Origin of the sequence: Lachnoclostridium sp. Marseille-P6806 (assembly GCF_964238185.1) — a bacterium.
In the GTDB taxonomy this organism is placed as follows: domain Bacteria; phylum Bacillota; class Clostridia; order Lachnospirales; family Lachnospiraceae; genus Brotaphodocola.
Genome location: NZ_CAXSLG010000011.1, coordinates 80,644 through 104,098, shown reverse-complemented (window position 1 = coordinate 104,098; position 23,455 = coordinate 80,644). Strand labels below are relative to the sequence as shown.

Here is a 23,455-nt window from a genome sequence, read left to right as displayed (position 1 = left end):
GCAGAGGTGGAAGTGTGGTAACACATGGAGCTGACTGTTACTAATCGGTCGAGGGCTTAACCAATAAGGTTTAGGGAGCGGTTCAGGATTGAAAGAGAAGGCCGTCGAAAGCTTGCTTTCGTAAGGACTTATCTGAAAAGACTGAAACATTGGCGAAGCCAATGTTATGAAATAGACCGAAGGTCTATGAATAACCGCAAAAAGGAAAAGTTACAAACGGATGAAGATTCAATGTGTAGTTTTGAGAGTAAATGGAAACATAAAAAAGAAATGCAGGCTGAAACAGTTGTTTCAGTCTTTTTTGCATCATAAAAATAAGAATTTTATAGCAAATGAGGAAAATTGAAACATGAAGCAAGAAACAAACATACCCTTTTGTCTCCTTTCTGTACTGGGAATTATTTTTGTAGTAGACGGACATTTGAATCACAGCTTTTTTGACATAGAGGGGTTAATACCTTATTATGCATTTCATATGCCCCTGTTTGTTTTTATATCTGGATATTTTTTCCGTATGAAAGAGGGCGAAAGTTTGTGGAGGTTTGCAAAAAGAAAATTCCTCCGTTTGATGATTCCATATTATCTCTGGAATTTGATTTATGGGCTCCTTGCGGCATTTCTTCGAAGGAACGGTTTTCTCTTTGGGGAACCAATAACTCTGGATACTCTGCTTCTGGAACCTTTTTGTTTAGGCTATCAGTTTATTTTGAACCATGCGGCCTGGTTTGTTCCTTCCCTTTTTCTTATAGAGCTTGCTTACAGAACTCTGATCTCGAATCGGTTCTGGAAAAAGGCAGAAAAAGCATGCAGATTCCTTTTTTTCCTGACCCTTGTGGGAGGAATTGTCGGTATTTTTATGTCCAGAAATGCAGGAAATGAAGGTTTTTTCCTGACTGTAGAAAAAATGCTGTTTTTGCTTCCTTTTTATAGTGCAGGAGTTTTATATCGCAGAGAGCTGGAGGATAAGGACTGTCTGGGAAATGGACTTTATTTTTCTGCAATTTTGGGGGCAGCGGTGATTCTGTGGTTCAGCAGAAGGCCTCTGATTTATTCAGTCAGCACCTGCAGAGATTTTTCTGGTTACTTTCTTCCCTATATTACTGGATTTCTCGGAATTGCTTTCTGGCTTCGTGTCAGCAAAATACTTGCTCCTGCATTTCAGAATAGCCGGTTTCTTGAGTTTTTTGGAAGAAATACCTTCTCAATTATGATGCATCACATGATGATATTTTTCCTTTTGACAACCTGCTTTGCATTTGGGGCAAAATATATGGGGATGTTTGGAGATTTTGATTTTGCCCGGTATAAAAGTGATATTTATTATTGTTACCGGCCGGGAGGAGAAGCGCAGTGGATTGTGATTTATCTGCTGGCTGGACTTTTGGTTCCTTTGGGAATCCAGAAGATGCTGATAATATGCCGGGAAAAAGTAAAAATTACATATTTCACTCAAATAAGGCAATGGCTTCACAGAGAAAAAGCAGGTATAATCAGGCAAGAGTCGTTAAATGCTTCAGAGGAAAGCGGCAGAGAAAAGACTCTGAAATAAGAAGCTTGATGAACAGAATGAGAGAAGAGAGGATAAATGATGAACAGCAGAATACCGCAGCTGACATGGCTGGAGAATCCGGAGGTGTTTGCCGTAAATCGGCTGCCGGCACATTCAGATCACCGGTTTTATGAAAGTGAAGAAACGATGGAGCCAGGAGAGAGGGCAGGAGGAGTGATGCCTCTTCGCCAGTGCTTAAACGGAGTATGGAAGTTTTCCTATGCAGAAAATCCATCCCTTAGAAGGGCAGAATTTTATCAGGAAAACTTTGACGATACTTGCTTTGATGAGATTCAGGTGCCGGGGCATATTCAGCTTCAGGGATATGATAAATGTCAGTATATTAATACGATGTATCCATGGGACGGACATTCGGAACTGCGTCCACCCAAAATAGACTGGGATTACAATCCGGTGGGAAGCTATGTCCGGGAATTTGATCTGGAGAAGCCTCTTTCAGGAAAGCGGGTAATTCTTTCTTTCCAGGGGGTAGAGACAGCCATGTATGTATGGCTGAATGGAGCCTTTGTTGGATATGCAGAGGACAGCTTTACGCCGTCTGAGTTTGATGTGACTCCATGGATTCGGGAGAAAGGAAACCGTCTGGCTGTTGAGGTTTATAAGAGAAGCAGCGCAAGCTGGATCGAGGATCAGGACTTTTTCCGTTTTTCCGGAATTTTTCGTGATGTATATCTTTATGGGATACCTGATGTCCATCTCCAGGACTTATTTGTAAATGCAGGGCTGGAGCATGATTACCAGGATGGACGTCTGACAGCAGAGCTTTCTTTATCAGAGAAAAACTGTGAAAATCAGTTTTCTGGCTGCCGCGTGGCAGCGGTTTTAAAAGACAGAGAAGGCAGAGTGATATGGACTTGCGAAGACTGTGTTCCAGATAAAAATGGCATGATAAGAATTGAAGCATCCATTTCCTCAGTTCATGCCTGGAGCGGTGAGGATCCTTATTGTTATACGCTGTATATCGAGATAAGAGACGGAGAGAGACGCCGGACAGAGCTTGTGCCGCAGAAAGTCGGATTCCGAACTTTTGAAATGAAGAATCAAATTATGTGTCTGAACGGAAAACGTCTGGTATGGAAGGGGATTAACCGTCATGAGTTTGATGTCCGTCTGGGACGGGCAATTACAGAGAAAGAAATGCTCTGGGATATCCGTTTTTTGAAGCAGCATAATCTGAATGCCGTGCGCACCTGCCATTACCCTAATCAAAGCCGGTGGTATGAGCTGTGTGATGAGTACGGGATTTACCTGATTGATGAGGCAAATCTGGAAAGTCACGGCTCCTGGCAGAAAATGGGAGTCTGTGAGCCGTCCTGGAATGTGCCGGGAAGCCTGCCTCAGTGGAAAGCCTGTGTAATCGATCGGGCCAGATCCATGCTGGAGCGAGACAAAAATCATCCTTCTGTTCTTATTTGGTCCTGTGGAAATGAATCTTATGCAGGGGAAGATATTCTGGCGATGTCCCAGTATTTTAAAGAGCGGGACAGCTCCCGGCTGGTTCATTATGAGGGAGTCTTCTGGAACCGGGAATTTGACGAAATCAGCGATATGGAAAGCCGGATGTATGCAAAACCTCAGGAGGTGGAGGAATACCTGAAGAAGGATCCAAGAAAGCCTTTCATTCTCTGCGAATATATGCATGCCATGGGGAATTCTCTGGGAGGCATGGAGGAATACACCAGACTGGCAGATCGTTATCCCATGTATCAGGGCGGTTTTATCTGGGACTATATTGATCAGGCTCTGATAAAAAAGGACGGAGAAAAAGAGGTTTTGGGCTATGGCGGCGATTTTACCGATCGCCCGACAGATTATAATTTCTGTGGAAACGGAATTGTGTATGGAAACAGAACAGCATCTCCCAAGGCAGCTGAAGCAAAGGCCCTGTATCAGAATCTGAAGCTGACACCGGGATTGGGGCAGGTTCTTGTGAAAAATGAAAATCTGTTTACGGATACCTCTGATCGGGAGTTTGTGTACCGTATTTTGAAAAATGGACACCAGGTATATGAAACACGTTTTGATGCAGTGGTAAAAGAAGGAGAAGAGAGGCTGATTTCTGTAGATTTACCAGATGAATTTCAGGAATTGAAGGCTGTTTCTCACAGCGTGGCTCAGAAAAATGGTGTTCAGGATGAATATGTCTATCAGGTTTCTGCCCATTTAAAAGAGGATACCTTATGGGCTGAAAAGGGCTTTGAGACGGATTTTGGGGAAACTCTGGAGCTGGCAGCTTCGGAACCAGTTTCCGACTCTGGAAAAGCCTGTGAGGAGGAAATGGATTCAAAGGAAGAGAAAATCCTGCTGGCGGAGAAGGAAAAGCCTTTTACAGTGATTCACGGAGATGTGAATCTGGGAGTAAAGGGAAAGGGCTTTTCTGTTCTGTTTTCCAGAACCGAGGGGGGAATCGTTTCTCTCAGATACGGCAAAAAAGAATGGATTGCGAGAGCGCCGATGCCTGCTTACTGGAGAGCGTCTACGGACAATGACAGAGGAAATCATTTTGCGGCAGACAGCGCTGCATGGATGGCGGCAGATCAGTTCTGCCGGTATGACAATACCCGAATTCAGGTGGAGGAGTCTGAAAATCAGGTTACGGTAACCTATCGCTATGGGGTTCTGGTTCATCCGGAAACAGAAACCAGAGTAACGTATACAGTAGGAGCAGACGGAAGAATTCAGACGGAAGTTCATTTCTATGGAAAAGAAGGACTTCCCCAGCTGCCGCTGTTTGGGATGCGTTTCCGCCTTCTGCCGGATGTAAGCCGGTTTATTTATTACGGATACGGCCCGGAGGAAAGCTATCCGGATCGAAAGCATGGAGTACGTCTGGGGATTTTTGATGGAACACCGGAGGAAAATATGGCTTCGTATCTGATTCCGCAGGAATGCGGAAACAGAAGTGGAGTGAGGTGGATGAAGATTCTGGATGCACAGGGAAATGGGCTGAAATTTACTGCAGTGGGAAGGCCGCTGGATATGAATGTGCTTCCTTATACAGCGCTGGAGCTGGAACAGGCCCTTCACCGGGAGGAGCTTCCCCTGTCCCATAATACGATTGTCACAGTACTGGGAGCCCAGAGAGGCGTTGGAGGAGATGACAGCTGGGGAGCTCCTGTGCATCAGGCCTATGAAATCAGCGGGGAAGAGGATATAGAATTTCATTTTGTAATAGAAGGCTGCAGCTGATAACCGGAGCCAGTCAAACAGGACATTTGCTCAGATTTCTGACACAGGAAAGCCGGGCAAATGTCCCTGAAATGCGTTTCCAAAGTCTTTCGAAATATTTTGTAACAGTTCATCCTTGCGGGGATTCAGTCAGGAAAACTCGTTGAAAGTTTGCTTTCATAAGAGTTTTAATGCCTGAATCTACATAAGGCGAACGCCCAAGGCTTCTTGTCCGCTGTAAGCGGGCAAGAAGATGCAAGGCTGAACTGTTACAATATTTTTAAAAACTTTTTTAAAAACTTTTTGAAAAAAGTGTTGACAAACGCATAGATATATCATATAATACCCTTGTTGCTCGTTGAGAGACAGCTAATCCTCGATAGCTCAGTCGGTAGAGCACGCGGCTGTTAACCGCGCTGTCGTAGGTTCAAGTCCTACTCGGGGAGTTTAGGTCCATGGAGACCAGATTATCCGGCCCCATGGTCAAGCGGTTAAGACATCGCCCTTTCACGGCGGTAACACGAGTTCGAATCTCGTTGGGGTCATTTGTTTCACAAGCTTTTGGACCTTTAGCTCAGTTGGTTAGAGCAACCGGCTCATAACCGGTCGGTCCCGGGTTCGAGTCCCCGAAGGTCCACTCAAAACCGCAATTTACAATTTTATATCTGGCCCGGTGGCTCAGCTGGTTAGAGCGCCGCCCTGTCACGGCGGAGGTCGTGGGTTCGAATCCCATCCGGGTCGCTTCATTGATTCATAGGTATTCCTGTGAATCAATGGTTTTTAATGGGATCTTAGCTCAGCTGGGAGAGCATCTGCCTTACAAGCAGAGGGTCATAGGTTCGAGCCCTATAGGTCCCATTTTGGCAAGTTTGCCAGATGCCGCAGTGGCGGAACAGGCAGACGCACAGGACTTAAAATCCTGCGGGACTAATCTCCCGTGCCGGTTCGATTCCGGCCTGCGGCATTGAGCGAGAGTCTTAGACTTCTGAAGAGAGGTTTAGGGCTTTTTTTGTTTCATAGGAAAGTACATCCTATGAAGCAAAAACGCTCCGCGAGGATCGCCATGCGGCGGCAGGGGATTTTGTCGCAGAAGCGACCCGCCGCAGGCGGAGAAGCTCGCGAGCGAGATTCTTATTTATTACACAGGAAAATTCTGTTCAGGATAAAATAGAGAGAAAGGGAGATGGAATATGAAAAATAGAGTGTTTGAAACAGTGTTATACTATACACCAGAACCGTCAGAGAAAGCAGTGAAGCTAAAGGGTGTGCTTGTGAGAATGGGAATCCGAATTAAAAACATTTCCCCGGAACAGGCAGGAGAAACTATAGGAAGTCTTCTGGGAATTGCTGGATATGAAAAAAACAGCGAGGAGGACAGGGCGGCAGGGAACGAGGAAAAGGCTCTTCCTGTGATGGCTCAGGAAATGCTGGTAATGCACCGTTTTTCAGAGAGGCGTTTGGATGAGCTTTTGATGAATCTGCGGAAAGCCGGTGTCCCCAAAATTGCTCTGAAGGCAATTGTAACAGAAAGCAATGCAGGCTGGAGTTTTGGTCATTTATATGAGGAGCTTTTAGAGGAGCACCAGAGAATGTCCGGGATGGAACAGTAGAAAGCAGCAGAGAAGTATGAATCTCCTCAGAACGGTTATGCTTATGGTATATTCAAGTAAGCATAAAGGAGGTTTCAAAAAAGGTTATGAGTGAGATGAATATTTCTCTGAAAGGTCCGGAGGATGCGCTGGAATTTGTGCGGCGGGTGGAAAAATATCCTTATACGATGGATTTATGCTGTGGAAGTATTGTAGTAGATGCAAAATCGATTCTGGGGATTTTGTACCTGGGATTTGATCATGTGGTTCATTTGAAGGTTCATGCCGGCGAGTGCGGTGAACTGAGAAAAGACCTGGAGAAGTTTCTTGCAGCCTGAAAATGAACTGAAAAACTTTGAAAAATCTCTTGAAAAACAGGAAATCCGTATCTTTTCCTTTCTTCAAAAGTGTGATAAACTGTCCACAACATCGTTGCAGAGGCAAAAATAAAAAGACGGAGAAGATGAGGAGAATACCAATGTATAAAATAGTTTCCAGACTGCTGATTTATGGCGACATGCCAAAGGATACGATCCTGATGGAGTTAGCGGATATTGTTCGAAAAATGGACGATAAAAGCCAGACAAAGGAGGAACTTTCCACCCGTGTTTTTACACAGATGAAGCATTTGCTGCAGGTGGCTACAGATTATGGCTTTGACAGAAATCTGTGGCACAACTATCTGACGTTTCTGCTGATTACGAATGAGAATCCGTTCAGCATTACCTGTGAAAAGGTCGGGGCAAATGAGGGAAGTGTCAATTATTTTGCCAAGGGAGATTTCAGAGCTTTTCTGGATTTATTCCATTATGACTTTTCTGCTTTGGAGGAATATCTGGGGATCGACTGTTTCAGCCGGATTTCCAATTATCAGGCTATTGGAAAAAAAGAACTGATGTATAATAAAAATGTCAGCCAGAAGGTACAGGCTCTGAGCCGGAGGCTGGAGGAAGCACAGGATGAAAACGAATTCTTTGATTGTGTAACCGGATTTTACAAGGATTACGGCGTGGGAATGTTTGGACTGAATAAAGCCTTTCGCATTCAGTCAAGAAACGACGGAAGGGTTGATTTTGTGGCAATCAATAATATGGATGCCGTTATGCTGGATGATTTGATTGGATATGAGCTGCAGAAGAAAAAGCTGGTAGAGAATACACTTGCATTTGTACAGGGAAAGAAGGCCAACAATGTTCTTCTTTTTGGAGACAGTGGTACGGGAAAATCTACAAGCATCAAGGCGATTGTCAACGAATTCTACGATCAGGGACTTCGGATGATCGAGATTTATAAACACCAGTTTAAGGATTTGTCGTCTGTGATTGCCCAGATTAAGAACAGAAATTATCGTTTTATTATTTATATGGATGATCTGTCTTTTGAGGAGTTTGAGGTTGAGTATAAGTTCCTGAAGGCAGTGATTGAAGGCGGTGTGGAGACAAGACCGGATAACATTCTGATTTATGCGACCTCCAACCGACGCCACCTGATTAAGGAGAACTGGAACGACCGCAGTGATATGGAGCACGAAAATGGAATGCACCGTTCTGATACCATGGAAGAGAAGCTGTCTTTGGTCAACCGGTTTGGCGTAACCATCTGCTACTCCAAGCCGTCTCAGAAAGAATATTTCCATATTGTAGAGGGGCTGGCCCGTCGGGCAGGTATTACCATGCCGGAGGAAATGCTGCGGGCAGAGGCCAATAAATGGGAGCTGAGCCACGGCGGCATTTCCGGACGGACGGCACAGCAGTTTATTAATTATCTGCTTGGAGCCATGGAAGGTTAAATTTGGAAAGAGGTCCCAGAAGACACATGGTAAAGGATGCGTTGGCTAAGAGGGTTCCGTCCTCACTGGTGACAGTCAGACGATTGACGGCAGTGCGTTTCCCAATATGCAGCGCGTTGGCTTCTACATAGATTCTTCCTTCGGAAATTCCATGGAGGAACTGGATGCTGCTGTCCTGGGTAACGTTCATCTGCTCTAGACAGTATGCAGCCATTCCGGATACGGTATCGCACAGGGTAAAAAGAAAGCCCCCGTGTACTTTTCCATATAAGTTCAGACAGTCGGATTGGATGTCCACAGCGATTTTTGCGTGGCCTGGTCCGACTTCTATGATTTCAGCACGTTCTGTGCCGCCCAGGCGATGAATGTGGCGGCGGATTCCTTCCTGAATTTCTGGTTTGAGACTTTCCAGCTTCATATTTTCCGGATTGAGGTTTTCCCATTTTGTATTTTCTGGTTTCATAAAATCACACAGACACTCCTTTTCTTCAGGCAGAAGCAGGAATGTATTTCTCCTTTCCCACAATTTGTTGCCCTGCGAGGGCTGAACGGTTACCAGAAACCTGGTTTTACTTCGTAGGACATAATTTCCTATGGAACAAAAAAGGCAGGTCATCGACCTGCCCTTTCCATACGTGCGCGAGAAGATTCGAACTCCCGACACCTTGGTCCGTAGCCAAGTGCTCTATCCAGCTGAGCTACGCACACATATTTGATTGGCTGCTGCTTTGTTATCGCTGCAACATGTTATATATTAAATGATAACTGCAAATTTGTCAAGCATTATTTGAAAAAAATTTTAAATTTTTGATCCATTGACAAAGAGGGATATTTTGGCTACCATTTGACTGTGTGTAACAGCCATATTTCTTCTTGCCTGCTTACAGCAGACAAGAAACATTGGGCGTCTGCTTTATGAAGCTTCGCATGGCTGAACTGTTATGATTGTATTGCAGGAGAATACGGCAGGGAACTGTCAGACAGAAAAAGGAAATGGACTATGCTATATCAGATTACAGACGGCAGTATCTCGGCTGGAGGCACGCCGGTACTGTCGCATTTTAATTTTGAGATAAAGGGAAATGAAAAAGTGGCTCTGGTAGGGCGCAACGGAACAGGGAAAACAACGCTGCTGCGGCTGATTGCAGGAGAGCTGGAGCTGGATCGAGATGACAGAAGACAGGGTCCGGGGATTGTAACCTCAAGGCGGCTGACTGTGGGAATGCTGAGGCAGCAGGCCTTTGAAAACGGGGAGAGGACCGTAGAGGAGGAAATCCTGCAGGGATGTCCGGCAAAGGATCGTTTTGATCGAGAACGTTTTGAGTATGAGCTGGAGTATGACCGGCTGTTTACAGGCTTTGGATTTTCCAGAGAAGAGAAAAGAAAAAGGCTGAAAGATTTTTCCGGCGGACAGCAGACAAAAATTGCTCTGATTCGCCTTCTGCTGCAGAAGCCGGACATTCTTCTTCTGGATGAGCCGACCAATCACCTGGATATTGATTCTGCCCGGTGGCTGGAGCGGTATTTAAAGGAATACAGCCATGCAGTGGTCATGGTGTCCCATGACCGTTTTTTTCTGGATCAGACGGCAGATGCAGTGTATGAAGTGGAGGCAGGGCATCTGACGCGGTATTCGGGAAATTATACTCAGTATCGGGCAGAGAAGCGCAAGAGACTGGAGCTGCAGCGAAAGGCTTATGAACGGCAGCAGGAGGAAATCAGGCGGCTGGAGGAGGTTATCAGTCGCTTTAAAAATAAACCGGCAAAGGCGGCTTTTGCCAGAGCGAAGAAAAAGCAGATTGAGCGGATGCAGAAGGTGGAAAAACCGCTGGAGGAGGATACCTGCCTTTTTCCTGGTCCATTAGAGCCGCTGTTTCCTGGAAGCAAATGGGTGCTGGAGGCAGAGCATCTGAAAATAGGGTATGAAAGGCCTCTTATGGAGCTTTCTCTCCGAGTGCGCCGGGGGCAGAAGATTGGAATTCTGGGAGCAAATGGCGTGGGGAAGAGTACCTTTTTAAAAACAGCCGCAGGGCTTCTGGAGCCGAAGGAAGGGCGGCTCTCTCTGGGAAATCAGGTGATGATCGGATATTTTGATCAGCATTCGGCGGAAATTGAATCAGAAAAGACTGTGCTGGAGCATTTTCATGATCTGTTTCCTTCGATGACAGAAAAGGAGGTGCGCAGTACTCTGGGGGCATATCTTTTCGGCGGGCGGGAGGCAGCGAAAAAAGTAAACAGCCTGTCCGGGGGAGAACGGGCCCGCCTGGTTCTGGCAGAGCTTCTTCAGGGAAGGCCAAATCTCCTGATTTTGGATGAACCGACGAACCATATGGATGTGCAGGCAAAGGAGGTGCTGGAATCGGCCTTTCAGGCCTACCAGGGTACCATTCTTTTTGTTTCTCATGATCGATATTTTATCAGGCAGGTAGCAGAGGCTGTGCTGATTTTTGAGGAACAGGGAGCATTTTATTATCCCTTTGGATATGAACATTATCTGGAGAGACTGGAAAAATGTCAGGCAGAGGGCAATGGAGCAGCGATGGCCGGTCAGATGAAGGCTGAGGATGCGGCGCTGATTGCAGGAATGCGGGCTGTACCGAAGGCAGAACGCCACAGACTTCGTGAGCTTCCGACAGAGGAACTGTATCTGGAATGGAAGCTGGGGCTGGTGATGGAACGTCTGGAACCGGCAGGAGAGCGGTATGGGACGCTTGAGGCCCGGTGCCGGGAGCTGGAGCAGAGGCTTATGCAGTCCCGGGAGTACTGGGAGGATATAGTGGCCGGAGAATGGGGAGGCGGTCTGATATCGAAGGCAGACGACCCAGATTCGGACAGGGGAGCGGCAGAGGAATGGGAAAAACTGCGGCAGCTGAAAGCAGAGCGGGAATTGGCGTGGGAAGCATGGCACGCCTGCTGTCTGGAATGGCTGGATGTGCTGGAGGAACTCTGACTCTTTATAGGACAGACGTCAGGAACTTCTTGTCCGCTGTAAGCGGGCAGGAATCTGCATGGCTGGACGGTTGCATTCTGTCTGCTTCCGCTCAGAAAAACAGTTGAAAAACTGATAGCGGTATGGTATGATGGAAACCATTAAAGCAGAATTTTGAAAAACAGATTCCGTATGCGAAGGTGCATCCCCGCGGAGGGAATGCACCTTTTTCTATCTTAACTTACCTTGCCTGTTTCCACAAAAAATTCTATTTTGGAGAGGCTATGTAAAACGGACAGAAGAAAGAGAGAATCCTGTTTTTCAGAATGGAAGAGGAGGAGCATTATGAAAAAAAGCATCCGTTTGATAACTGCGGCAACTTTGGCTCTCGGTCTGCTGCTGACCGGCTGCGGCGGAGAAAGCAGCAGCACGCCTGAGGAAAATGCTGCGGCAGGCAGCACATCTGCAGAAGGAACCTCCGGAGAAAGCACCGGTTCGGATGCGGATACTTCCGGATATCTGGTATCTGTACTGAATGCAGATATTCAGACAGCTGATGTACAGAAGACGTCTAAGGATTACGAAATTCCATGGAATATTTATGATCGCCTGGTTGAGATTCAGGTGGCGGAGGACGGGACCTCCAGTATTCAGCCAAGTCTGGCAGAATCCTGGGAGATTTCTCCAGATGGAACCGAGTATACGTTTCATCTCCGTCAGGGAGTAAAATTTCACAATGGCAATGATTTTACAGCAGAGGATGTGGTTTATACCTTTAACCGTATGCTGACAGAAAAGGGAACCGTAAATACAGAATCAGTGGATCAGATTCTGGGAGCGGCAGAGGTGCTGGAAGGAACAGCAGAGACACTGGCCGGTGTAGAGGCGACAGATGATTATACCTTGAAGATTACCTTAAAAGAACCGTTTGCTGCTTTTCTGGCCTGTCTGTCTACTCCGGGAGCTTCCATTTATGACAGTGAGGCCACAGCGGCAGCTGGTGACCAGTTCGGCATGGATCCGTCTGTAACTGTAGGCACCGGAGCATTCCAGTTTACTTCCTGGACTCTGAATGACCGTCTGGTGCTGACCAGAAATGAGAATTACTGGAGAGGCGCTTCTAAGCTTCCCGGTGTTGTGATTCGGATTATTCCGGATACAGAGACGCAGACAATGATGTTTGAAAGCGGAGAACTGGATCTGCTTGATTTGGATTATGTAACAGATGCAGTTGACCGTTTTGAGGCCTCTTATCCAGATCGGATTGTATCCGGTCCGAGAGTAGGCATCACTTATTTGACCTTTAATTTTAATATAGAACCTTTCCAGGACGTTCGTGTACGCAAGGCTGTTCAGATGGCTATTGACAGACAGGCGATTCTGGATGCCCTTTATGGCGGCCGGGGACAGGCAGAGCATGGAATCTTCCCTCACGGACTGATTGGCTTCCAGAAGGATCAGACCCAGATCGTCTATGATCCGGAGGGAGCAAAAGCGCTTCTGGCAGAGGCCGGATACGGTGATGGATTCACTATGGAGCTGGCAGCAGACAGCTCTGCATCCGATACCATGACCATGGCTCTGGAGATTATTAAGGAGCAGCTGTCAGCAGTGGGGATTCAGGCAGAGATTCGGAATTATGACGAGTCTACCTGGCTGGAAACCAGAAAGGCCGGGGAACTTCCGTCGTTTATGTCCACATGGACGGCAGATTACAACGATCCGGATAACTTTATTTATACCTTCTTTGGAAATGAGGAGAAGACAAAGATTCGTTCCATCAATTATCCGGATACGGCAGTAATGGAGCGTGTGGCAGCAGCCCGCGCCATGGTAAATGAGGATGAGCGTCTGGCAGAGTACCAGGCACTGGAGGAAAAGCTGATTCACGAGGATGCCGCATGGGTTCCCATGTATTCCAGACTTCATCTGTTTGCTGTCAGCAAGCGGGTGCAGAACTTTAAGCCGCTTTGGAGCGGAGTCAGCGATAAGATCTATTATGAGGTTTCTTTAAGCGAATAAGAGAAAGAAGCCGGAAGAATTAAAGTGAAACGAATGCCGCAGAATGGAGCAATCGATTTTGCGGCATTTTTTAAGCAAAAGAAGGGGGAAGGGAAGCCCAGTGTTAAAAAAAGTAGTAAAACGTATTCTGATATCCATACCGGTGCTGATTGGGGTGGTGCTGGCTATTTTTGTTATGCTTCGCATTGTACCGGGAAATCCGGTTACCACTATGATGGGAGAGCATGTAAATCCGGCGGTGATTGAGAAAATCAGCAAAGAGATGGGGCTGGATCAGCCGTATTATATCCAGTTCCTGAAATACATAGCCAATGCGCTGCGGGGAGATTTTGGCACGTCCTACCGGCTGAATCGGAATGTGACTCAGATTATTATTGAGGCTTTTCCCAACACGGTAAAGCTGTCCCTTCTTGCAGCAGCAGTATCCTGGCTGATAGGGATTGTAGCCGGGATTGTGGCGGCAATCCGGCAGAACCGTCTTCTGGATCGGCTTTTTATGGGATGCGCGCTGATGGGAGTTTCCATGCCGGTATTTATGACGGCGTTGGTGCTTCAGTATGTATTTGCCTTTAAATTAAAATGGTTTCCTGTATCCGGATTTGATTCCTTCCGCGCTATGATTCTTCCGGCTATTGTGCTGGGGTGGAATTCAGCAGGAAGCATTGCCCGTATGACCCGCTCCAATCTGGTGGAGATTATGCAGGAGGATTATATCAGGACAGCCCGTGCAAAGGGGCTGCGGGAATATGCGGTGATTATTTTCCATGCGCTGAAAAATGCTATGCTGCCGGTTGTAACCATGATGGCGCTGCAGATTTCCAGTATGCTGTCCGGCGCTGTGCTGACAGAGAGTGTATTCGGCGTTCCGGGAATTGGACGCCTGGCAGTCAATGCCATTGAAACAAGAGACATGCCGCTTCTTCAGGGAACGGTTGTATTTACTACGGTTCTGATCATTGTTGGCAATCTGATAGCAGATCTGCTTTATAATGTATTGGATCCGAGAATCCGGGAGGGTGCGTAACATGAGGAATTCTGGAGAAAACGGTTCTGAGATGACGGTGAAGCATTTATGGAAAGAGGGAGCTGTGCCTGTTTCTGGCGTCAGTGATCCCATGAGCGAAATTGGAGAGTCAGATACCTGGATGGATCAGGTGAAAACTCTGATTCGCCAGAACAAGCTGGCAGCGGCTTCGGCAGTTTTGATTCTTTTGATTATTCTGGCAGCGGTATTTGCGCCACTTGTGGCGCCTTATGATCATCTGGCTCAGAGTCTGACGGATCGCCTTCAGACACCCAGTATGGCTCACTGGCTGGGAACAGACGAGCTGGGACGAGATGTGCTGAGCCGGATTATTTTCGGAGCGCGGATATCCCTTACGATCGGCCTTGTTCCTACGCTGATTTCCATGGCTATTGGTACGGTTCTGGGGCTTTGTGCAGGCGTATATGGAGGAAAGGTGGACTTTGTAATTATGCGTCTGGCTGACGTTATGCTGGCCTTTCCGTCTCTTTTGCTGGCTATGGTGGTCATGTATACCATGGGCGGAGGACTGATTAATATTTTTATTGCCCTGAGCCTGATTAACTGGGCCAGTACAGCAAGAGTGGTCCGTTCCCAGACGCTGTCTCTGAAGGAAAAGGAGTATGTGGAAGCGGCAAGATCGATTGGCGTCAGCCGGTGGAAGATTATGTTTCGTCATATTCTGCCAAACTGCCTGCCGTCTCTGATCGTTTTATTTACCCTGAATATTCCCTCTGCAATTCTGTCAGAGGCATCTTTAAGCTTTCTGGGCGTGGGAGCTCAGCCGCCCAGCGCCAGCTGGGGCCTGATGGCAGTGCGGGGGAAAAAGTATCTTTTTTCTGAGCCATGGCTGTGCATTGCGCCCAGCGTGGCAATTATGATTGTAGTGCTTGCATTTAATTTTCTGGGAGACGGTCTGCGGGATGTGCTGGATCCCTATTTGAAAGAGCAGTAAGGAGGGAATCAGAATGAGTGAATCAATCGTACTGGATATCCGGAATCTGAAATCCCATTTCTTTACAGCAAAGGGAGAGGTTCCGGCAGTGGACGGCGTAACCATTCAGGTTCCGCCAGGAAAAATTATTGGAATTGTAGGTGAATCCGGATGCGGAAAGAGTATGACAGCCATGTCGGTTATGGGACTTTTGCGGTATCCGGGACGGGTGGTAGAGGGAAGTATTACCCTGGACGGACGGGATATTACCCATTTAAGCCCCAGAGAGCTGGCAAAGGTGCGGGGAAATGAGATTTCCATGATTTTCCAGGAGCCTATGACCTCTCTGAACCCGGTTTATCCTGTGGGACGCCAGGTTCGGGAGGCAATTCTTCAGCATCAGAAGATATCAAAGGAAGAGGCCAGAAAGCGGGTGCTGGAGATTTTTCAGGCAGTGGGAATTCCGGAGCCGGAGAAGCGGTACAACAGCTATCCCCACCAGCTTTCCGGCGGACTGCGCCAGAGAGTGATGATTGGAATGGCTATGGTATGTCGGCCAAAAGTAATGATTGCTGATGAGCCGACGACAGCTCTGGATGTGACGATTGAGGCCCAGATTCTGCAGCTGATGAAAAAGCTTTGCAGAGAACAGGGAACTTCAATTATTCTGATCACCCATAATATGGGAGTTGTGGCGGAAATCTGCGATTATGTGTATGTAATGTATGCAGGAAAGGTGATGGAACAGGCAGAAACCTTTGAGCTGTTTGAACATACAGAGCATCCTTATACAGCAGGACTTTTAAAATCCATTCCCCGTCTGGATGAGAAGGTGGATCGTCTGTACACGATTGAGGGTGTGGTGCCTAATCTGCTGCATTTGCCAGCTGGATGTAATTTCTGCACCAGGTGCAAAGAGGCTTCTGAGCGGTGCTTTATGGAGAAGCCATGTCTTTATCAGACAAGGGACGGACACGGGGTTCGCTGCTTTAAGTATGAAAGCGAGGTGCAGTTAGATGGAAGATAAAAAAGTCCTTCTGGAAGCAAGGCATCTTGTAAAGGAATTTCCCATTGGAGGAACGAAGAAAAGGCCGCAGGTGGTTCATGCGGTTTCTGATGTGAATCTGGAGATTTATGGAGGAGAAACACTGGCTCTGGTTGGGGAGTCCGGATGCGGAAAGAGTACGCTGGGCCGGACATTGATCCGTCTTCTGGAGGCTACGTCAGGAGAAATCTATTTTGACGGAGAGGAAATTATCTCCATGAAGCCAGGGGAATTTGCAGCCCTCCGGCGTCAGATGCAGATTATTTTTCAGGATCCCTATGCGTCCTTGAATCCGCGGATGAGGGTTCGCGAGATTATCGGAGAGCCGCTGATTACTTACGGCATGAAGGATAAGCAGGAGCTGGAAAAAAGGGTCAGAGAGCTGATGAAGGAGGTGGGAATTCCAGATGAATTCTATAATCGTTATCCCCATCAGTTTTCCGGCGGGCAGCGTCAGCGTATCGGTATTGCCCGGGCAATTGCCTTAAATCCCAGACTGATTATCTGTGATGAGCCGGTGTCAGCTCTGGACGTTTCAATCCAGTCCCAGGTGCTGAACCTTTTGAAGGATCTGCAGGCGCAGTATCACCTGACCTACCTGTTTATTTCTCATGATTTAAGCGTAGTGAAGTTTATTGCAGATCGGGTCTGCGTGATGTTTCTGGGAACGATATGTGAATTGGGGCCTACGGAGGAGCTGTATGATAAGCCGCTCCACCCCTATACCAGATTTTTGCTGAATGCGATTCCAAAAGCAGATCCGCGGCTGCGGGGAGAAACAAAAGAACTGTTGTCGGGAGAGATTCCTTCGCCGGTAAATCCGCCGTCCGGCTGCCGTTTCCACACCCGGTGTCCTTATGCAAGAGAAATCTGCAGCCAGGAGACACCAGGGTGTACTGAGATTGGCGAGAGAAAGGTGTTCTGCCATTTTCCACTGAGATAACAGAAGCATAACTGTTCAGGACAGGACATCTTCTGGTATCTCGCGAAAACAGGTGTGAGAGTTGGTCCGGGCTGTTATCTGGCCTGGAACAGGCGATTGGCAGTCCGGTCAAACAGTCCGCCCAGAACAGCTGTATAGACGGCAGCAGCTGCATTGGTGCTGATACGCAGGATTACAGCGCCGACGGCTCCAAAGATGCCGGAGGCGTTGGAAAGGGCACCAAAGGTATTAAAGACTGTCTGCCAGGGATATTTTGCAGAATATCCTACGCCAATTCCGCCGATAATCCCAATCATGGAGTGAAGACTTTTTGGGAGTATGGTGTAAATAACCAGGAAAATCAGGCATCCTGCAATGTTATAAATACCTCTTGATTTGGCACGGACTTCCAGATCCTTTTGAAAGGGAAGACATACGGACATACAGGCAATGCCTACCCACATTACACGGGGAATTCCGAGGAGAGAGGCAAGAAGCATGGCTGTGGATACGCATACAGTCAGCTTAAAATACCACCGGTTTCGCAGGGAACGAGGATCAAATTCATGAAAGAGATCTTCAAATTTCCGTTTGTGAGGCCGGTTTTTCTGTTTTATGTAAAATACAATCATACAGAGGATCATGCCGAAAAACAGACCGGCTGTCCGCAGAGCCAGGGAACGCCCGTTTACGTCATAGCCCTGAAGAATCAAATAGGACAGTACAAAGGTAGAGTGATTGGACATAATCACATTGTGACAGCCTAAAAACATGAGAGTCAGGATACAGATAAAATTAATGATAAAACCGGAAAACGGTGATACCAGATTAGACAGATGAGGACCAGTCATCAGTATGGAAAAAATTCCCATAATACACAACAGGCCATGGGTGGTTTGAATTCCAAAATCGGCCTGACGAAGAACCAATAGGGCAAGAAGAATGGCTACGCCGGCAATGCTGTTTTCATTTCCAAAAATCAGGCTGAAAAGGGTAACAGCGGCAAAGCAGAAGGCAACCACCAGATATACCTTAAAATTGTAAATAAGCACATGGCGTTTTCGCTCTTTCTTATCTTCTGTAATTCGGATCAAAGCTTTAGAACCGGCGGCATTCAGCTGCAGTTCCTGGTAAAATGTCATAAACAATAACCTCCTGTAAATCATAGTTTGAAACCATCAGGTTCCGTGAAATAAAAAAAGCAGGTTTTTCTTTAGAGAAAAAGGCAATACAGAAGATTGTAACCTGTTTTTAGAAAGAATACAAGAGGAAAATTTACAGCGTTCCGGCGTATTTTCGGAACGCTGTATGTGATGGAAGAGATTGATTGATAGGAATCAGCTCAGATAATTCCGCATATTTTTTAATGCATTTTTTTCCAGTCTGGACACCTGTGCCTGGCTGATATGGATTTCTTCCGCCACCTCTGTCTGTGTTTTTCCTTCAAAAAAGCGAAGATCAATGATGTGGCGCTCCCTCTGAGGCAAACGGTTCATGGCTTCCCGCAGTGAGATTTCCTCCACCCAGTTTTCCTCAAGATTTTTCTTGTCGCTGATCTGATCCATGACATAAAGGGGATCTCCGCCGTCTGTGTAAATGGGTTCATACAGACTGACCGGGCTTTGAATGGCGTCTAACGCATAGGTAATGTCTTCCTTGCTGACGCCGATTTCCTCGGCAATTTCCATGAGAGTAGGTTCTCTGGAAGCAGTTCGCGTAAGTTTTTCTTTGGCGTACAGGGCTTTATAGGCCGTGTCCCTTAGAGAACGGCTGACTCGGATGGAATTATTATCTCTGAGATAGCGGCGCACTTCTCCTATAATCATAGGGACAGCATAAGTGGAAAAACGTACATTCTGGGTAATATCAAAATTATCAATGGCTTTGATCAGGCCGATGCAGCCAATCTGGAAAAGGTCATCTATATTTTCGCTGCTGCTGGAAAAACGCTGGATGACGCTGAGTACCAGCCGCAGATTTCCCCGGATGTATTCCTCTCTGGCTTCGGGATCTCCTTCCAGAATCCGTTTAAACAGGGCATCCTTCTCCTCGTTCGTAAGAAGCGGCAGCTTCGCCGTATTTACTCCGCAGATTTCAACCTTATATCCTGCCATGTTCTAACCTCCGCTTATGAATTTTCTGTGGCGCATGATACATAGAAAATGATTTACGAAAAAGGGAGGGTTTATACTTCCATTTTTTGTCACAGGGCACAAATGGAGGAGGAAGGGAAAGGAACAGGGGAAAAAGAGCAGAGGAAAAAGAGCAGAGGAAAAGAACAGAAGCCGGGAATCTTGCAGGCGGAGAAAATGGCTGTTATAATGGACAGCAGAAAATGAGAAAAAGATTTGGGAGGCAGAATACTGTATGTTATATACCATACCTCATTATTATAAAAAATTTCAGTGTATTGCAGGGGAATGTCCAGATACCTGCTGCGCCGGATGGCAGATTGTGATCGATGACCGGACCAGGGAGAAATACAGAAGGGCAGAAGGGGCTTTTGGAAACCGGCTGCATAATTCCATTGACTGGAAGGAGTCCTGCTTTCAGCAGTATGAAGGACGGTGCGCTTTTTTGAATGACGAAAATCTGTGCGATATTTACCAGGAGTCAGGAAAAGAAATGCTGTGCAGAACCTGCCGGAATTATCCGCGCCATATCGAGGAGTTTGAGGGCAGCAGGGAGATTTCCCTGTCTTTGTCCTGTCCGGAGGCGGTGCGGTTGATTCTGAGCAGCAGGGAGCCGGTACAGTTTCTGACTGCAGAAAAAGCGGGAGAAGAGGAGTATGAGGATTTTGATTTTTTCCTTTATACGAAGCTGACGGATGCCAGAGATTTGATGATTCGCCTGCTTCAGGAGAGGCGGGAGCCGGTGTCGCTGCGAATTGCCATGGTGTTGTCGCTGGGCCATGATCTGCAGAGAAGAATCCGGAGCGGGCAGCTGTTTTTGGTGGATCAGCTTCTGGAACGTTATGGGAAAGAAGACGCTTTTCGGAGGATGGAAGAGCGGATAAAGCCGTACCGGGTGGATAAGAAAAGCAGAAGCAGGCTGGTGCGGGAGCTGTTTGATATTTTCGGGGAGCTGGAACTTTTAAAAGCTGACTGGCCCCAGTATGTAAAAAGAGCGGAGCAGGGGCTGGCGCAGGAGGAGGAACAGTTTGCGGCGGGAGAAGAAGCTGCACAGGTGACGGCAGGGGAAGAAACTGCGGCAGAATGGAAGAAGGAGACTCAGGATGAGACGTCGTGGGAGATCTGGATGGAGCAGCTGATGGTATATTTTGTATTTACCTATTTCTGCGGAGCTGTGTATGATGAAAATGCCTATGGAAAGATAAAGCTGGCTGTGGTCAGTACCCTTCTGATCTGTGAGATAACCAGAGGAATTTTTGCAGATCCATCTGAGAGATCGGGAAAGAATTTGTTTTCTATACTGACAGAGTCTGCCTGGAAATACTCCAAAGAAATTGAGCATTCGGATGTAAATCTGGGGCATCTGGAAAGGCTTTTCCGGGAAAAATCCTGCTGTGGCCTGGAAAATCTTCTGCGGGTGGTGCTGTCTTAAGAAAGACGAAAAGGCAGTTGGGGGAAGACGAAAAGCAGTCGGAGAAGCGCGTTTATGAGTGTGTGGGGGGGGAGAAGCTTGTAGGGACCGGATAAATACAGTATAATAGCAAAGGATACAGAACATGAAAGAAACTGACATGAAAGCGTTAACAGGGAGGAAGCGGATTCTGGCAGGAATCACGCTTTTTTCCATGTTTTTTGGAGCGGGGAATCTGATTTTTCCGCCATTTTTGGGAGCACAGGCAGGAACTCATATCTGGCAGGCATTTGCAGGCTTTGCAGTGAGCGCCGTGTTTCTTCCGGTACTGGGGGTAGTGGCTGTTACCAAATCCGGAGGTTTGGAGACTTTGGCGTCCAGGGTGCATCCCAGATTTTCTTTTTTTTACATTCTTGTTTTATACCTGGCCATTGGGCCATGTCTTGCCATTCCAAGAACGGCAAGCACCTCTTTTTCGATTGCGGTGATGCCTTTCTGGAATCAGCCGGAAGCACTGAGGCTGGTGCAGCTTGTTTATTCCCTGGCGTTTTTTCTGCTGGCAGCTCAGGTGGCTATGCATCCGGAAAAGCTGACAGAGTATCTGGGAAAATGTCTGACGCCGATTCTTCTGAGTTTGATTGTGATTATTTTTGCGTCCTCTGTTCTGCGTCCGGCAGGACCAGCGGCAGCGCCCAATGGCGCTTATGGACAGACTGCCGTGATTCGGGGATTTTTGGACGGCTATCAGACAATGGATACCCTGGCAGCGCTGAATTTCGGAATTATTATCACAATGAATATCCGGGTCATGGGGATTTCAGAGGAATCAGGAGTAATGAAAGAAACCATTCGTGCGGGATGGACTGCAGGATCGGTGCTTTTGGCAGTTTACGGAATGCTTTCTTATGTGGGAATGGTTTCTGGAACCAGGTTTGCCGGGGCGGCCGATGGAACAGAGATACTGACCGGAGTGGTGGAATTTCTTTTTGGAAAGGCTGGGACAGTGATGCTGGCATGTATTTTTATGATTGCCTGCTTTAATACCTGTGTGGGACTTCTTGTATGCTGTGGAAATTATTTTCACAGAATTTTTTCGAAGCTGTCCTATCGTGCATGGGTGTATGTGTTTGCGGCTGTGTCCATGGCCATATCCAATGCGGGCCTGGGGGCGATTTTAAGAATTTCCAAGCCGGTGCTTAATGCCATTTATCCTCTGGCAATTCTGTTGATTTTTCTTTCCTGCCTTCACCACAGAATCAAAGATTATCCGCGGATTTATCCCTGGTCAGCATTTGTGTGCGGTTTGTTCAGCCTGCTTTTTATGCTGGACGAGAACCATATTGTGATTCCGGGTGTGACTGGACTTCTTCATGGGATTCCTGGCAGCAGACAGGGCTTTGGATGGCTGATGCCTACGGCTCTGGCTATAGGCGCCGGTTTTCTGGCAGATAAGACAGGAAAGGTTTTTCAAAAGAAGCATGATGTGAGAAAAAATAAAGGAGTATAAGAGTTATGGACGTTGCGGTTTCTCTGGAAGTTCTTCAGAAAAAGGCGGCTGAGGATATACAGCTGCGGAAACGGCTTTGGGATACAAGAAAAAGTCAGAATCCATTATCAGATTTCTGCAGAATCTGCAGGGAGCAGGGAGAGGAACTTTATGAAATGGATTTGCTTCAGGCGGGGGAGGAACTTTATGCCGCTATGAAACGCAGTACCAATGGAGGCGGAGAGAATTCTCCAGTTTTAAAAGGGGAAGATGATTTGTATGAGTTGTTTTTTGCCCAGCTGCCAAAGTAAGAGCGCGGCAGAAGTGTTACAGTGAAAATGGAATAAAAGAAAGGGGAATGTGGGATGCGAAGCTTTTATGAAGCGGTTTCCCGATGTAATCCGGAAGAACAGAATTTGGCAGTGACAGTGCTGGCGGGGCCGCATTTTGGAGAAAAGGCTCTTTTTTCAGATGGGCAGCTGATATTTGATACAGAGGAAAAAGGATACCTGAGGGAACATAAGGAAGAGGTCTGGATAGCGGTTCGAGATAAGAAACAGTGCAGGGACAGCATTGCTGAGGTGGCAGGAATACCGGTTTTCTGCGACTGGCTGGGGCAGGAAAACTGTCTGGTTATCTGCGGCGGAGGTCATGTTTCCATTCCGGTTATTGAGATTGGAAGGATGCTGGGCTTTGAAGTAATTGTGCTGGAGGATCGTCCTGTATTTGCAGACAATGCAAGACGGGCAGGGGCCAGCCAGGTGATTTGTGAACCCTTTGAAGCGGGTCTGGATCAAATACCGGGCAGCAGCAGTACCTATTTCGTTCTTGTAACCAGGGGACACGTCTACGATCAGATTTGTCTGAAGAAAATCGTAGAAAAGCCTCATGCTTATATTGGAATGCTGGGAAATCGGAAACGAGTACAGATGGTGAAAGACGCTGTTTTGGAATACGGAGCAGCGCCGCAGGTAATTGAGCGCATCCACACGCCGATAGGATTGGATATTGGCTCAGAAACTCCGGCAGAACTGGGAGTTGCGATTATGGCTGAGATTATTCAGGTGAAAAACAGAGGAATTAGACAGAACGGATATTCCAGAGATATGCTTCACGCCCTTTTGAAGACTGGAAATGGGGGAAAGGCTGGTGTGATGGCAACTATTGTTGGAAAAAAGGGATCTACGCCTCGTGAGGCGGGAACGAAAATGCTGGTACAGCCAGACGGCTATTGCATTGGAACCATAGGAGGCGGCCGTGCGGAGGCAGTTATGATGAACCGCGCGCTTGAACTTCTGAAGTCCGGAGCTGAGTACTCAATGCTGTGTTATGTGAATATGGCAGGAGAGGAGTCGGAAGAGGAAGGAAGCTGCGGAGGCGGAGTGATTTATGTGCTTTTGGAGATGGTTTTAGGGGAAAAGGAGCTTAAATGAA

Annotated in this window: 18 protein-coding genes and 7 tRNA genes; 21 read left to right on the top strand and 4 right to left on the bottom strand. The window is 47.2% G+C overall.

The genetic code is table 11. The features are described 5' to 3' along the window. Positions 1 to 349: 349 nt before the first annotated feature. The 11 genes from ACESON_RS14000 (at position 350) to ACESON_RS13950 (ending at position 8,116) form a co-directional block, all read left to right on the top strand. Positions 350 to 1,549, top strand: a complete 1,200-nt coding sequence (locus ACESON_RS14000; RefSeq protein ID WP_373110528.1) for an acyltransferase family protein — start codon at positions 350 to 352, stop codon at positions 1,547 to 1,549. A gap of 36 nt (positions 1,550 to 1,585) precedes the next feature. Further along, positions 1,586 to 4,759, top strand: coding sequence for a glycoside hydrolase family 2 TIM barrel-domain containing protein (locus ACESON_RS13995; RefSeq protein ID WP_373110527.1), 3,174 nt, complete (start codon positions 1,586 to 1,588; stop codon positions 4,757 to 4,759). Positions 4,760 to 5,111: 352 nt separating this feature from the next. Then, positions 5,112 to 5,184, top strand: a tRNA-Asn gene (locus ACESON_RS13990). A 27-nt stretch (positions 5,185 to 5,211) separates the two neighbouring features. Further along, positions 5,212 to 5,283 (top strand) — tRNA-Glu (locus ACESON_RS13985). Positions 5,284 to 5,301: 18 nt separating this feature from the next. Further along, positions 5,302 to 5,375: transfer RNA gene (locus tag ACESON_RS13980), tRNA-Ile, on the top strand. A 30-nt stretch (positions 5,376 to 5,405) separates the two neighbouring features. Next, positions 5,406 to 5,479: transfer RNA gene (locus ACESON_RS13975), tRNA-Asp, on the top strand. Positions 5,480 to 5,523: 44 nt separating this feature from the next. Continuing rightward, positions 5,524 to 5,596: transfer RNA gene (locus ACESON_RS13970), tRNA-Val, on the top strand. A gap of 20 nt (positions 5,597 to 5,616) precedes the next feature. Next, positions 5,617 to 5,702: transfer RNA gene (locus ACESON_RS13965), tRNA-Leu, on the top strand. Between the two features lie 226 nt (positions 5,703 to 5,928). Then, positions 5,929 to 6,348, top strand: a complete 420-nt coding sequence (locus ACESON_RS13960; protein WP_177960185.1) for a DUF3783 domain-containing protein — start codon at positions 5,929 to 5,931, stop codon at positions 6,346 to 6,348. Between the two features lie 86 nt (positions 6,349 to 6,434). Next, complete coding sequence (locus ACESON_RS13955; RefSeq protein ID WP_177960186.1) at positions 6,435 to 6,665, top strand: HPr family phosphocarrier protein; 231 nt, start codon at positions 6,435 to 6,437, stop codon at positions 6,663 to 6,665. Between the two features lie 140 nt (positions 6,666 to 6,805). Next, positions 6,806 to 8,116, top strand: coding sequence for a DUF815 domain-containing protein (locus ACESON_RS13950; RefSeq protein WP_177960187.1), 1,311 nt, complete (start codon positions 6,806 to 6,808; stop codon positions 8,114 to 8,116). Here the strand turns inward: ACESON_RS13950 and ACESON_RS13945 are convergent. Together ACESON_RS13945 and ACESON_RS13940 are read right to left on the bottom strand one after the other, a co-directional pair. Continuing rightward, the gene (locus ACESON_RS13945) at positions 8,085 to 8,579 is read right to left on the bottom strand and encodes a PaaI family thioesterase (RefSeq protein WP_373110526.1); all 495 of its coding nucleotides are present in this window, start codon (positions 8,577 to 8,579) and stop codon (positions 8,085 to 8,087) included. The two genes, ACESON_RS13950 and ACESON_RS13945, sit on opposite strands and share 32 nt — an antisense overlap. Before the next feature lie 171 nt (positions 8,580 to 8,750). Further along, a tRNA-Arg gene (locus ACESON_RS13940) sits at positions 8,751 to 8,824 on the bottom strand. 292 nt (positions 8,825 to 9,116) lie between these two features. Here ACESON_RS13940 and ACESON_RS13935 point away from each other — a divergent pair. The 6 genes from ACESON_RS13935 to ACESON_RS13910 all read left to right on the top strand — a co-directional run bounded on the left by ACESON_RS13935 (position 9,117) and on the right by ACESON_RS13910 (position 17,013). Continuing rightward, on the top strand, positions 9,117 to 11,066 hold the full coding sequence (locus ACESON_RS13935; RefSeq protein WP_373110524.1) for an ABC-F family ATP-binding cassette domain-containing protein: 1,950 nt from the start codon (positions 9,117 to 9,119) through the stop codon (positions 11,064 to 11,066). 324 nt (positions 11,067 to 11,390) lie between these two features. Beyond that, positions 11,391 to 13,067: an ABC transporter substrate-binding protein gene (locus ACESON_RS13930; protein ID WP_177960189.1), complete on the top strand. Its 1,677-nt coding sequence runs from the start codon at positions 11,391 to 11,393 to the stop codon at positions 13,065 to 13,067. A 100-nt stretch (positions 13,068 to 13,167) separates the two neighbouring features. Next, positions 13,168 to 14,091 carry an ABC transporter permease subunit gene (locus ACESON_RS13925; RefSeq protein ID WP_177274624.1) on the top strand — a complete coding sequence of 308 codons (924 nt, stop codon included), beginning with the start codon at positions 13,168 to 13,170 and terminating at the stop codon, positions 14,089 to 14,091. Between the two features lie 91 nt (positions 14,092 to 14,182). Further along, complete coding sequence (locus tag ACESON_RS13920) at positions 14,183 to 15,046, top strand: ABC transporter permease subunit (protein WP_177274666.1); 864 nt, start codon at positions 14,183 to 14,185, stop codon at positions 15,044 to 15,046. A gap of 13 nt (positions 15,047 to 15,059) precedes the next feature. Continuing rightward, positions 15,060 to 16,052, top strand: coding sequence for an oligopeptide/dipeptide ABC transporter ATP-binding protein (locus tag ACESON_RS13915; RefSeq protein WP_177274626.1), 993 nt, complete (start codon positions 15,060 to 15,062; stop codon positions 16,050 to 16,052). Further along, positions 16,042 to 17,013, top strand: a complete 972-nt coding sequence (locus tag ACESON_RS13910) for an oligopeptide/dipeptide ABC transporter ATP-binding protein (protein ID WP_177960190.1) — start codon at positions 16,042 to 16,044, stop codon at positions 17,011 to 17,013. Before ACESON_RS13915 ends, ACESON_RS13910 begins: the two co-directional genes overlap by 11 nt. A 74-nt stretch (positions 17,014 to 17,087) precedes the next feature. Here ACESON_RS13910 and ACESON_RS13905 read toward each other — a convergent pair whose 3' ends face one another. Both ACESON_RS13905 and sigG read right to left on the bottom strand, forming a co-directional pair. Then, entirely contained in the window at positions 17,088 to 18,134 is a 1,047-nt protein-coding gene (locus ACESON_RS13905; protein ID WP_373110521.1) for an FUSC family protein, read from the bottom strand. A 195-nt stretch (positions 18,135 to 18,329) separates the two neighbouring features. Next, complete coding sequence (gene sigG, locus ACESON_RS13900; protein ID WP_177274632.1) at positions 18,330 to 19,106, bottom strand: RNA polymerase sporulation sigma factor SigG; 777 nt, start codon at positions 19,104 to 19,106, stop codon at positions 18,330 to 18,332. Between the two features lie 253 nt (positions 19,107 to 19,359). Between sigG and fliB the strand changes: the two genes are divergently transcribed. The 4 genes from fliB (at position 19,360) to ACESON_RS13880 (ending at position 23,454) form a co-directional block, all read left to right on the top strand. Further along, positions 19,360 to 20,556 (top strand): flagellin lysine-N-methylase, encoded by a 1,197-nt coding sequence (gene fliB / locus ACESON_RS13895; protein ID WP_373110520.1) that lies wholly within the window; start codon positions 19,360 to 19,362, stop codon positions 20,554 to 20,556. Between the two features lie 124 nt (positions 20,557 to 20,680). Further along, positions 20,681 to 22,042, top strand: a complete 1,362-nt coding sequence (brnQ, locus tag ACESON_RS13890) for a branched-chain amino acid transport system II carrier protein (protein ID WP_373110518.1) — start codon at positions 20,681 to 20,683, stop codon at positions 22,040 to 22,042. A 5-nt stretch (positions 22,043 to 22,047) separates the two neighbouring features. After that, entirely contained in the window at positions 22,048 to 22,332 is a 285-nt protein-coding gene (locus ACESON_RS13885) for a hypothetical protein (protein ID WP_177274637.1), read from the top strand. Positions 22,333 to 22,386: 54 nt separating this feature from the next. Then, positions 22,387 to 23,454, top strand: a complete 1,068-nt coding sequence (locus tag ACESON_RS13880) for an XdhC family protein (protein WP_373110517.1) — start codon at positions 22,387 to 22,389, stop codon at positions 23,452 to 23,454. Position 23,455 lies beyond the last annotated feature (1 nt).